Raw genomic sequence first — 11,875 nt, 5'->3', positions numbered from 1 at the left:
GCCGATTGTTAGGAGTAATGCAGGAAAAAGAATCGGAAACCAACGACGCTTGCGCCTTGGTTCACGGTTATAGTGGCGGGGATATTGTCGTTGAAGACGCCTTGACCGCCTATGAAATTTTCGGGGTGATTGCCCATGAAATCTCAAAACCACTCCTCCTACATAATCTTATGCATGAAAAGAGTGGTTCATTCTAAAAGACTTTTATTCATTTTCTTCAAGCAATCCAAGTGATTCCATCATTTCACGTTTGCCATACCAAGCCATAATATCGCGAATTAATTCAGGCATTACATACTCTTTTTCAACATCTTTCAGCATCGGAAAGAAGTAACCAAATGTGAACATATCGAGTGTGGCCAATCGGTATATATGGTCTGTTTGAACGATTTCACTGCCGACCAGCAAGTGTCCATCCCCGTTCATGGCTAATTGTTCAAAGATCATGTTGCCCATAAGTGTTCCGCGGAAACCGAGTCCTTTAATTTCCAACTGCGGCCATTGCTCGTTTTGTGCAGTGTGGTAAACACGCAGCAACTCTTCACCGCGCAATGTTACTACGCAAACGTTGATCGGATGAGGGAGTAACTCGTGTAGATGACGCTTTGTTACCCACCCTTGTTCAAGGCTTCTTAAAAATATGCCCGCATTAAACATCGCACAATCCGCATGTGTATAGGCGAGGAGCGCTTGACCAAAAAAAGTAGCTAACGAACTATTCGCAAACAACTGCTGTTTCAAAGGTGTTTCAATGAAGAATACTTTTTCATCCAATGCGATTTGACCAGCGTTTAGTAACCCGTTCACTTCGTGTACATCATCTTTTCCAGAAGCCAAATCTCCTACTGGGATAACGGTCGCTTCCTTTTTCAGCAATCGATTGCTTTTTGTGTCCACTTCTAGCGTTACACGCCCGACGTATTGCCCGAATTTCCCGGTCGCTGCTAATAGTGAATGATGGACAAGTTCGCCTTCAGGGAATAAATGATGCGTATGTGCTCCGAGGATGACGTCAATTTCAGGGCACACTTCGGCGAGTAATCGATCTTCATTCACACCTAAATGAGATAAGCAAATGAGGATATCCACTTCGTGACGAATTTTTTCGACGACTGCTTTCAGAGCGGCATGTGGTTCATGAATGTGCCAGCCTAGTTTTGAATAAAAATCCGTATACATCGCTGTCGCTCCGATAACGCCAACGCGAGTCCCCTCGACGGTGCTATAAATTTTGTACAGCTTCATCCATTTTGGAATGGACCCGTCAGTTTCGACTAGATTACAAAGTATGACGTCAAAATCCGCACCTTCATAAAGTGTATTCAATGCATTTTTAGATAGCGTGATGCCTTCGTTATTGCCAATTGTCACCGCGTCATACCCTGCGCTGTTCAGCAACGCCACATTGCCTTTTCCGGCCGTTCCTTCTGTAAATGGATGGGAACGATCGACGTGATCGCCGATATCAAAACGGAAACTCGTTTCCGAAGCGTTTGCATGAATTGCTTGTTGTGTAAGAAGGTAGCGGCTAATCTGTGGCCAGCTTTCGAAATGACTATGAAGATCATTTGTATGATAAATGTGGATTTTTTCTACAAATTGTTCCATTGGTCATCCCCAAATCCCCTCATAGATTGATCGTAATCCGAACAACAATAACATGATGCGTAGCACGAGCACCAATGTATCCGAATCCATTTTTTTATTCAACATCGTACCGATTGTTCCGCCAATATAGGCACCTGGTATGACTGCTAACGCATACAACCATGGTACATGACCGAGGGAAATATGAGTGATTGAATTGACGATAGCAGATAGGAATACGATGAACATCGATGTACCGACAGCAACATGTGGAGGAAATAAGAATAACAAAATGAGTGCTGGGACAATCATCGTGCCGCCACCAATGCCGAATAATCCAGATGTAAAACCGATTGTAAATGTGAGAATGAGTGCAAACCATATCGGATAACCATACACATGTGACTCCCCGTGTTGGTCAACGAATGTCATTTGCTTGCCTCGATCGACAAACCAGTGGATGGGTTTTAAGTATTTCCTTGCTAGCAATAAAATAGATAGGACGAGTAGTAGAATTCCAAAATACAAATTAAAGGATGGTAAATCCAGTCCTTTATTCACAAAAGCGCCGATCATTGTTCCGGGAATAGAGCCTGCAAAAAAGATCCAGCCTGTCCGGTAATCAATTGTTTTCACTTTTACGTGTGAGAGCGTTGAAGATAGACCATTGAAGATCATCATGATGACGGAAATGCCGACGACGCTTTGAGGGGTGATTCCTGGAATGAGTCCTAAATCAATACCGATTAATAATGTTAATGGGACAAGAATCGTTCCACCACCAAGGCCGACAATCGAACCCATAATGCCGGAAATCGCCCCAATCAATGCTAATAATATATATGCCACTTCTTATTCCTCCTCAAAGATGTCGAGCTGCTTAGGTGCGAGCGCTTGGAAGTCGATGCCCATCATTTTTTGAAGGCGTTTTGCATTTTCAGCTGCATGACCACCTGAGTTGTTATTGAAAATGACGTATACGTGCTCCGTTTCGTTTCCTAATTGACGGATCGCCTGCTCGATTTCCATTAGTTCTGTATGTGAATAATCGTATAAATACCGCACTTCTCGCCATGCTTCATTGTTGCCTGTGCGATTGCGCCATCCGTTTACGTTACGGCCATGAATGCGAAGGAGCACTTTATCTTTTCGTGTTGAAACAGCTACGAGTGGGACGCTCCCTTCTCCATCTTGAGGTTCGTCGCACACTGAATGGATGAAGTGATGTTCGCGTAAAAAGGTGAGGGTCTTTTCGCGCATGGCTTCTGTATACCACGACTGGTGGCGAAATTCGATGGCGACATCATACCCTTCCAATTGGTGCCTGATGAAGCGGAGTTGCTCGACATTTTCGCGTTTGCAATCGAACCATGGTGGAAATTGCACGAGAATCATAGCCAGTTTAGCTGCTTCACGTAATGGCTCGATAGATCGTTTAAACTGGACGAACATTTCTTCAGGTGTTTCATAAGGTAATTCCCCGCGTTGATGCCCTGTCATCCCTTGGTATGCCTTCACGACAAACTGAAAGGTTTCAGGTGTTTCAGCAATCCATTTGCGGATATTGCGTTCGGGTTGGATTGCATAGAACGAAGCGTCTAGCTCAACGATTGGAAAGTGTGCACTATAATCTTGTAATTTTTCTTTTGCGCTGGAAGAAGGATGATAGACATCCGGATGGTCGCCCCACCCTGTCAATCCGATGTGAATCACGTCAATCCCCCGTTTCGTTTTTTTGAATGAATAGTGTCATCATATCATAGGAGGAGTTGGTACTTCTGTTATTTTGCATTGGGCTGGGCTATTCGCCGGGTTATGTGGCGATTCGCCGGGGATATGCCGCGTTCGGCGGAGTTATGCGGCGTTTCGCGGAGTTATGCCGCGTTTCACGGGGTTATGCGGCGTTTCGGAGAAGTATGCCGCGTTTCGCAGGGTTATGCGGCGTTTCGGAGAAGTATGCCGCGTTTCGCGGGGTTATGCGGCGTTTCGGAGAAGTATGCCGCGTTTGGCGGAGTTATGCGGCGTTCGGCAGAAGTATGCCGCGTTGTTCATGAGAAGAAGCATGTTTGGGGTAGATGCAAGTTTAGGGCATGAGCATGTGACGTTTGAATGAAATCTATCGGCTTTCGTGAAATATGTGGCATTTTCAAAGAAAGGTGTTTTACTACGAGTAAGTGGCTGGTTGGATATAGGTTCGCGGGTATGTTCATGACTTGGTGCAAACAGTCGCGCTAAATCGCTTTTGACCAATTAAGCACTTGCTCAAACATCTTAGTAGCCGTTTGGTGTTGCTCCTTGGTCCATCTAAAAACCATTCATCTCCTGTTTGTGAACTTGCTTTTTCATCAAAAATCGAGTAGGAGGCTAATCATTATTGATTAGCCGACCTCTCACACACCTTACACCTTACGTACCATTTGAAATGCGGTTGTTCAACCTTTCTATTCTTTCTTTGACGATTCGTCCAAATACAAGTATCTATTGATTTTACATAACACCTATCTATTGCTCAACTATGACTACAACACTAAACCGTCAACTAAATCGATCACTTGAAAAGCGGATTGTAGTTCCTTTTCTAAACTAGACGACTGCCATTCTGATTCATTTCCTAAACAAGCACAGATGTAGGTCTGTTCATGTTTCGTGAATCTTTTTCTATAATGTACATGGCCATTAAGTATATAACGAATCGAAGGACGTGATTCAATCCATTCAGCATAACGTTTACTTCCTAAAAATGCATTAAAATAATCAAACACCGGGTGCGGCGTAGGCACGATAAAGGCATCTGTTGCAACCATGTGAAGACATAAAATTACCTGTCGATCCCCGATTTGTTCAAAATCTGATTGGAGTTGAATCAAACTCTGTTCTACTACTTCTTCATCTGTCATGTTCCAGTCAATATAAAGATGATCCTTCCATGTTCTACCATTGTACTGTTTTTGTGAAAACTGTTCGTGCGTAGTGAATTGATTGCCAAACGAATAGTCGTACCATCCGCTATGCCCGATTATTGCCCATTCGTCATTTAACACATACGGTCTATTTTGTAAGGAACGTGGATCCGCCTGAAGTCGGGCAGCAATTTGTTCCGTATTTTTCTCTTTGTCAGCGAGTGTCCAAAGGTCATGATTTCCCGCAACAAAACGAATTGGACAGCGCAAGCGACTATCTAAATCACTGATAAATTTTAAAGTAAGTTGACTATCATTGCTAATATCTCCTGCAATTACTAAGCAATCTAGCTGCTGTTGTCCGGCAAGTTTAACGAGCTGTGCTAGATAGCTAGCGTATAACAGGTCCGAATTTTCACGTTGGTCAATATGTAAATCTGAGATTACACCTATTCTCATTGTATGTCTCCTTTCTGAATCGAGGAAGCAAAATGACAACGAACAGCATTCCCGTTAGCTAACGGGTCAAGCGTAGGCGATTTCTGTAAACAAGTTTCCTGCATGTATGGGCAACGTGTACTAAATTTGCAACCTAACGGTAAATCGATAGGACTTGGGATTTCACCTTCAAGCAATGTTAATGCTCCTTTTTGATCCACTTGTGGAATAGCAGAAAACAATGCTTTTGCATAAGGATGAACAGGTGTTTTTCCAACGTTATCTCGCTCTATAATCTCTACAATTTCGCCTAAATACATTACAGCTATACGATCACAAAAATATTGGATGACATTCAAATCATGAGAAATAAATAAGTACGTCAATTGATATTGCTTTTGAATTTTTTTGAGAACGTTTAATATTTGTGCTTGAACGGAAACATCCAGTGCAGATACGCCTTCGTCAATGACAATAAATGAAGGATCCAAAACAAGTGCACTCGCAATCGCTACCCTCTGTCGTTGTCCACCTGATAACTGATGTGGATAACGTTGAAAAAAGCTTTCGTCAATGCCTACATCTTGTAACACGCGGCTTACTTTCTCGCTTCGTTGTTCTGCATTTCCTAGACGATGAATACGTAAAGGTTCTTCTACAATTGAAAATACTGTTTTACGAGGGTTCAGAGATGAGTATGGGTCTTGAAAGACGATTTGTACTTCCTTGCGCCACTGCTTCATTTCCTGCCGATTCATGGTCGCTATATCTCTTCCTTTATACGTAATAGATCCCTCGGTCGGTTTTAGTAAACGCACGATTAGTTGACCTGTCGTTGACTTTCCACACCCCGATTCCCCGACTACACCAAAGGATTCACCTTCAACTAACGTTAAATGAATGCCATTTACTGCATGTACAACTTTCTTTTTCTCAAAAAAGGACTGCTGAGGAACATCAAATGTTTTGTGGACATTTTCGAGTTGAATCAACGGCATTTACACCATCCTCCTCATACATAAGATGACAACTAGCATAATGACCATGTTCTCCAGTAGTGAATGGGCGATCGACGATACATTGAGGCATACGCTCTCCACAACGGTCAACGAAAAGACAGCCATTCTTTCTATCTTGGAGAGGTGGGACTGTGCCAGGGATTGTATATAAAGGAGTACCCCTTTTACTGTAAGTAGGAATCGCTTGTAATAATCCTTTTGTATACGGATGTTTGGGTTGACTGAAGACATCTTCTACAGTCCCTGTTTCAATAATTCTTCCTGCATACATAACGATGACACGGTCACAAATTTCTTTAATGACACCTAGATCATGAGAAATAAATACAAGTGAAGACTGGCGTTTTGTCATCACGGATTTGAACACATGTAAAATTTGTGCTTGAATCGTTACATCGAGAGCAGTTGTCGGTTCATCCGCAATGATTAAATCAGGTTCATTAATTAAAGCCATCGCAATGACTACCCGTTGACGCATGCCTCCAGATAATTCGTGTGGGTAGGAACGATACAACGTTTCCACTCGAGATAAACCGACTTCACGCATCACTGCATACGCCTTCTCTTGTCGTTCAATTTTAGAAAGATTCGTATGTTGTTTTAAGCTTTCAGTCATTTGCTTACCAATCGTCATCAGAGGATTGAGGGCGGTCATCGGTTCTTGAAAAATCATTGCCATTTCATTTCCACGAATTTGATGCCAATCTGTTTGCTCGTCTAACACATTACCCTTCAATCGCATTGTACCTGCAGTACGTTCTGAGGTCCGATGGAGTAAATTCATCATCGTCAATGAAGTTAAACTCTTTCCACAACCAGACTCACCTACAATTCCAACAATTTCATTCGGTTCAATTTCCAATGAAATCCCATCTAACGCCTTATACGAGCCGTCTTTCAAGTGAAAAGCTACATCTACATCGATCATCTCAAATAACGGTTGGGTCATCGATAAACTCCTTTCATTTTCTAGCATTTGCGTCACGAATTCCATCGCTCAATAAATTAAAACCGAGTACCATACATGTAATGACTCCGCCTACAATGATGATATAACTAGGTGTAGCTGCAATGAATGGTTGAGCTTCTTTTAACATTCTGCCCCAACTCGCGAAAGGGGGCTGTACACCTAACCCAAGATAACTTAAGCCGGATTCCGCTAAAACTGAACTCGAAAAACTTAATGTAATCGCCACAATAATTGGCGATAAACTATTCGGCAAAATATGGTGATACATGAGGCGGACATGCGATGCCCCTTTCGCTTTACTCGCTTTCACATAGTCAAATTCCTTCGCTTGCACGAAACTTGACCGAATGATTCGGGTAAATGAAGGAATGCTCATAAGACCAATTGCTATAATCGTAATCGTTAAGCTTGGGCTAAAGACTGCTACCAGAACGATCGCAAATAAAATTCCAGGTAACGCCATCATCGCGTCAATCAATCGCATAATGAGCTCATCGATCCACCCACCAAAATAACCGCTAATCGATCCGAGTACCAATCCAAAAGATAAGCCTATCGCTACCGACATGGATCCTATTAAAAACGCTGTCTGCGCGCCTTCCATGACACGACTCAGTATATCTCTCCCGAAGTTATCCGTGCCCATCAAATGTTGCATGCTCGGTCGTTGAAGCCGTTCATCAGGAAACATTTGGTTAGGATCATACGGCGTATATATCAAACTGACCAACATGAGTAAGGTGAGTGATCCTACAAGCACAAAACCGATTTGTAGTGAAAGATTTTTCTTCACACGCATTCAACCTTTCTTCTTTATTCTTGGATCGATGATGCGGTAAAGCAAATCGATAACAATATTAATGACGATTACAAATATCGCAATATACGAAACGAGTGCTTGAATTAACGGAAAATCTCGACTCGTAATCGACTGAATTAATAAATTCCCTAAACCTGGTAAAGCAAATACATTTTCGATAATAATACTTCCTGCAATCGTATCCGCCACAATCATTCCCATAATCGTTAACACAGGAATGAATGCATTTCTTACGATGTGACGAGACATCACCTGATGATCTTTTACCCCTTTACTTTTCGCGGTTCGAACGTAATCCATCGTCGTCTGATCGAGTATGGTATTTCTTAAATAACGGGTAACGACAGCAATATTTGATACTGCAATCGCAATACTTGGTAAAATAAACGACTGGATTGCTCGCATCGGATTTTCACTCCATGCAGTATATCCAAATGTCGGGAACCACCCTAACTTCACACCAAACAAATAAATGAGCAAAAAACCAAACCAAAATGATGGAATTGCGATGCCTAATTGAGTGAAGAGATTTACTACAAAGGCGTACCATTTGTCTTGTTTCATTGCGATAAACATACCGAGTGGCAAGGCGATTAAAGCCGTTATAACAAGTGATGACAGTGCTAAAGCTAGAGTGACAGGCACTCTTTGCTTTAACACATCCATCACTGACATTTGGTACTTCAACGACTCTCCCAAATCACCCGTAAAAATTCCTTGTACCCACTGCATATAACGGGTCGTGAGCGGTTCATCTAATCCTAGTTTTTGTTCAAGTTGCTTGATTTGCGCTTCATCAGCATCAATCCCTAAAATGATTTGTGCTGGATTTCCTGGTAACACTTGAAACATGAAGAAAATCAGCAATGTGACGATAAACAACGTAAGAATAGATGACAACAATTTATAAGTTAGTCGTTTCAATGGCTAAACTCCTTATTTCTTATCTGATATTGTCACATCTTCAAGATTGAATTTTTGAATCGGATACATTTTAAAACCTGAAATTCCTTTTCGCATACCGATTGAACGATCTGGATCCATGATGAAAACACTTGCTGCTTGTTCTGTCAATATCATCTGTGCCTTTTTATAAAACTCCGCACGCTCGTCCTCATTAGTCGTCGCAAGAGCTGATTGAATGGCTTGATCAAACGTAGGATCATTAAACTTCACGAAGTTTTTCGTATAATCACTCACAAAACGGCCGACTACTTCAAACGGATCTAATTTCCCTGTAAAACTGATGACCGTCGCTTCATATTGCGCATTTGAATACACGCGTTCTAACCATGTACTAAACTCAATCGACTCAATACTTACAGAAATTCCGACTTCCGCTAACTGGCTCGCCAATATTTGAGCTGTATCTACATGGAATTGATATTCTGATGGCACCGTTAACGTAAATGAAAATCCTTCTGGATAGCCAGCTTCTTCAAGGAGTTTTTTCGCTTGCTCGATATCATGCGGATAATAATTTTCTAATCCTTCTTGGAAAAAGAAATCCATTGCAGGGCTAAAGTTTGAACCTAATTTCGTCCCTTTCCCTTCAGCTACCGTTTGAATGATGACATCTTTATCGATTGCATGATTGATAGCTTGGCGTACTTTTACGTTTGTAAAAGGCTCAAATGAATTATTCATCGCCATTAATTGCACCATGTTTTGCGGTCCTGAAACGACGTCAATCGCATCACCTAATTGTTGAATACCTAACTCAGAAATACCTGGAATTACATCGATATCTCCAGCTTGTAATGCAAGCAATGCAGCTTCTGAATCTGGCATAATTTTAAACTGTACTTCGTCAACAGTTGGCACACGGTCCGTTAAGTAATAGTTTTCGTTTTTCTCTAGTACTAATTGTTGACCCGCATCATACTGTTTGAACGAAAATGGACCAGCACCAACCGGTTTCGTCGATTGTTCTTCATAACCTTCTGGTAAAATCGCAACGATGTTACGTGCTAAAAATGATGAATCCACTTCTTTTAACACGACTGCCACTTCTGTGTCTGACTTCGCTTCTATCGAGGATATGACTGAAAACTTTGACGAGAGTGGTTCACCTGAAGTTAAACCAGCTAAACGATCATAAGAATACACGACATCTTTAGCAGTAAATGTTGCACCGTTATGGAATGTAACTCCTTCTCTTAACGTGAATGTATACGTGAGTCCATCTTCAGAGACGACTACGTCTGTCGCTAAACGCGGCTCTAATTCGCCCGCTTCATTTGTATCAAATAATCCATCAAATACATTGTCCATCATTGAACCTGTATCCGTTGCTGCTGATTGATAAGGATCTAAATTATCTACTTCAGTAGCCATTGAAATACGCAAAACTTGTCGTTCACCTGGTGCAGAAGTTTGTTCTTTGTTTGTTTTTGATGAATCATTATTGCCCACATCTTTTGACCCGCAAGCTGTAAGAATTAGTAAAGCTGAAAGAATAATAAATACGAATGTTTGGTTAAAGCGCATGATTCACTTCTCCTTTAATCGTCATTGTCATAAATGGTTTTGCTAATTGTGCTGCGTAATTTGTAAGCTGCTTCACTTCTTCTATTAATAATTTTTGTTCCCCATAATGTGGCAAGTGTGTAAGAATTGTTTGTTTCGCTTTGACAATGTTCATCATTTTCGCCACATCACTTGACGTACAATGTGTAGATGCAATCGACTGCTGAGCGGCATAAAAACTACACTCTGTCAGATAAATGTCTGCCCCTTTCGCAAACTGCGCTAATTTTTCACAATAAGCGGTATCTGCCGTGTAAACGAACACTTGACCTTTCCATTGTAATCGCATGGCAAGTGTAGGCACGTTATGATTCGTTTCGAAAAATGTACAGTTTAATTCCTTCAACACTACTTTTGACGAGGGTTGTAATGGATGTCTTTCAATCACATCGGGAAATTCAAATGATATACTTGCCTCTGGATCATAGAGAAATACTTGTAGTTTCTTCTTTCTTCGCTTTAATTGGGTATCCACAAGTGCAGCGTATTGGAGCGTCATCAAATCTGCAATGTGATCCGCGTGGATATGACTGACGAATACTACATCAATTGTTGCTAGATCAATCAATGTTCCGAGTTGAGACAAACTTCCACTTCCCACATCAATCAGAATCTTTAAATCGTCACACTCTACTAAATAGCAAGCGGTTGCTTCTCCTTTTGCTGGGTAAGCTCCCCATCTTCCGATGATCGTGACTTTCATGATATTCCCCCATCTACCTCGTAATACCTTTGAAATTGGTGTTCCATCGATTCAATCTTTTTGACTAATCGGGAGGAGTCTTGTTGCGCAATCGCATGCATAATTGCGTGGCAAATCGAAAGTGCCCCCGTATAAGAATCTAAAAAGTATGTTGATTCTTGGCGTGACGTAAACTGTATATCAGCATAAGGTGCTGCAGGAGACGCGAGTTGATCCGTCAAAACGATAACTGTCATCCCTTTCTGTTTCGCTTCCCGTATGACATATAAAGTGTGCGGGCAATATCTCGGATAAAAACTGACGAACAACACGTCCTCCGCTTGAAAGACATCTACATATTCAGGAATGTCCCCAATTGGGATGAAAGTCGTTCGGCCGAGTGTATAGCGCAACAGATAACTCATATAACTCGTTACTGCTTGCCCCATTCGCCAACCAGCGACATAGATATGACTCGCTCCCAACAAATCACTAGCAGCTTGTTGAACATCAGGTTCTTTCATCTGTTGTCCAGTCGTCATCACATTATCAACTTCTGTCATGAAATGTTTAAACAACCAAGATTCAACAGGGACTTCTGTCATCTTCATCAGTTTTGTAATCACTTTTCGATTGTGTTGATTTAAAAATTGTAGTTCTTGCTTCATCAATAAAAAACTGTCAAACCCGAGTTGCTTTGCAAACCGATGCACCGTCGTTTCGCTAACTTTTGTTCGATTAGCGATTTGTTGAGCAGTTAAAAAACTACATTCTTGTAAATGTTGCAAGATAAATGTTGCGATATTTTTTTGCGACCTACTCCATTCCACATCCGGGTGTTCTAATTTCTCAATTAATGAGGAAATACGACTCCCTCCTTTCATCTCTACTGTAAGACATGAATGTAAATCCATTACGGTATCTTTGTAA

12 protein-coding genes are annotated in these 11,875 nt (G+C 41.5%); 1 reads left to right on the top strand and 11 read right to left on the bottom strand.

All coding sequences use genetic code 11. The annotated features are described in order from the left end of the window. The first annotated feature begins 5 nt into the window (after nt 1–5). Nucleotides 6–197, top strand: a complete 192-nt coding sequence (locus QT711_RS10120; protein WP_317943953.1) for a hypothetical protein — start codon at nt 6–8, stop codon at nt 195–197. A 7-nt stretch (nt 198–204) separates the two neighbouring features. Here QT711_RS10120 and QT711_RS10115 read toward each other — a convergent pair whose 3' ends face one another. The 11 genes from QT711_RS10115 to QT711_RS10065 all read right to left on the bottom strand — a co-directional run bounded on the left by QT711_RS10115 (nt 205) and on the right by QT711_RS10065 (nt 11,859). Beyond that, nucleotides 205–1,608 carry a bifunctional metallophosphatase/5'-nucleotidase gene (locus tag QT711_RS10115; protein ID WP_317943951.1) on the bottom strand — a complete coding sequence of 468 codons (1,404 nt, stop codon included), beginning with the start codon at nt 1,606–1,608 and terminating at the stop codon, nt 205–207. A gap of 3 nt (nt 1,609–1,611) precedes the next feature. Then, nucleotides 1,612–2,436, bottom strand: a complete 825-nt coding sequence (locus tag QT711_RS10110; protein WP_317943949.1) for a sulfite exporter TauE/SafE family protein — start codon at nt 2,434–2,436, stop codon at nt 1,612–1,614. 3 nt (nt 2,437–2,439) lie between these two features. Further along, nucleotides 2,440–3,300, bottom strand: a complete 861-nt coding sequence (locus QT711_RS10105; RefSeq protein WP_317943948.1) for a DUF72 domain-containing protein — start codon at nt 3,298–3,300, stop codon at nt 2,440–2,442. Between the two features lie 806 nt (nt 3,301–4,106). After that, nucleotides 4,107–4,946 carry a metallophosphoesterase gene (locus tag QT711_RS10100; RefSeq protein WP_317943946.1) on the bottom strand — a complete coding sequence of 280 codons (840 nt, stop codon included), beginning with the start codon at nt 4,944–4,946 and terminating at the stop codon, nt 4,107–4,109. Next, nucleotides 4,943–5,923: an ABC transporter ATP-binding protein gene (locus QT711_RS10095; RefSeq protein WP_317943944.1), complete on the bottom strand. Its 981-nt coding sequence runs from the start codon at nt 5,921–5,923 to the stop codon at nt 4,943–4,945. Before QT711_RS10095 ends, QT711_RS10100 begins: the two co-directional genes overlap by 4 nt. After that, nucleotides 5,883–6,893 (bottom strand): ABC transporter ATP-binding protein, encoded by a 1,011-nt coding sequence (locus QT711_RS10090; protein WP_317943942.1) that lies wholly within the window; start codon nt 6,891–6,893, stop codon nt 5,883–5,885. Before QT711_RS10090 ends, QT711_RS10095 begins: the two co-directional genes overlap by 41 nt. 13 nt (nt 6,894–6,906) lie before the next feature. Continuing rightward, a complete protein-coding gene (locus QT711_RS10085; RefSeq protein ID WP_317943940.1) occupies nt 6,907–7,713 on the bottom strand; it encodes an ABC transporter permease in 807 nt (268 codons plus the stop codon). Next, nucleotides 7,714–8,658, bottom strand: a complete 945-nt coding sequence (locus tag QT711_RS10080; protein WP_317943938.1) for an ABC transporter permease — start codon at nt 8,656–8,658, stop codon at nt 7,714–7,716. A 12-nt stretch (nt 8,659–8,670) separates the two neighbouring features. After that, nucleotides 8,671–10,224 (bottom strand): ABC transporter substrate-binding protein, encoded by a 1,554-nt coding sequence (locus QT711_RS10075; RefSeq protein WP_317943936.1) that lies wholly within the window; start codon nt 10,222–10,224, stop codon nt 8,671–8,673. Then, the gene (locus tag QT711_RS10070; protein ID WP_317943934.1) at nt 10,214–10,966 is read right to left on the bottom strand and encodes an MBL fold metallo-hydrolase; all 753 of its coding nucleotides are present in this window, start codon (nt 10,964–10,966) and stop codon (nt 10,214–10,216) included. Before QT711_RS10070 ends, QT711_RS10075 begins: the two co-directional genes overlap by 11 nt. Continuing rightward, on the bottom strand, nt 10,963–11,859 hold the full coding sequence (locus QT711_RS10065; protein ID WP_317943932.1) for a MurR/RpiR family transcriptional regulator: 897 nt from the start codon (nt 11,857–11,859) through the stop codon (nt 10,963–10,965). Before QT711_RS10065 ends, QT711_RS10070 begins: the two co-directional genes overlap by 4 nt. Nucleotides 11,860–11,875: the final 16 nt, after the last annotated feature.

The sequence above is a fragment of the Sporosarcina saromensis genome (genome assembly GCF_033253735.1).
Taxonomy (GTDB): Bacteria; Bacillota; Bacilli; order Bacillales_A; family Planococcaceae; genus Sporosarcina; species Sporosarcina saromensis.
Note: the sequence above shows the minus strand (reverse complement) of the source record. Positions and strands in the feature narration are given on the sequence as shown.

Bases quoted from the DNA above. Each gene is read 5' to 3' on its own strand.
- QT711_RS10115 (WP_317943951.1), bottom strand. From the start codon at position 1,608: ATGGAACAATTTGTAGAAAAAATCCACATTTATCATACAAATGATCTT.
- QT711_RS10100 (WP_317943946.1), bottom strand. From the start codon at position 4,946: ATGAGAATAGGTGTAATCTCAGATTTACATATTGACCAACGTGAAAAT.
- QT711_RS10095 (WP_317943944.1), bottom strand. From the start codon at position 5,923: ATGCCGTTGATTCAACTCGAAAATGTCCACAAAACATTTGATGTTCCT.
- QT711_RS10090 (WP_317943942.1), bottom strand. From the start codon at position 6,893: ATGACCCAACCGTTATTTGAGATGATCGATGTAGATGTAGCTTTTCAC.
- QT711_RS10085 (WP_317943940.1), bottom strand. From the start codon at position 7,713: ATGCGTGTGAAGAAAAATCTTTCACTACAAATCGGTTTTGTGCTTGTA.
- QT711_RS10075 (WP_317943936.1), bottom strand. From the start codon at position 10,224: ATGCGCTTTAACCAAACATTCGTATTTATTATTCTTTCAGCTTTACTA.
- QT711_RS10070 (WP_317943934.1), bottom strand. From the start codon at position 10,966: ATGAAAGTCACGATCATCGGAAGATGGGGAGCTTACCCAGCAAAAGGA.
- QT711_RS10065 (WP_317943932.1), bottom strand. From the start codon at position 11,859: ATGGATTTACATTCATGTCTTACAGTAGAGATGAAAGGAGGGAGTCGT.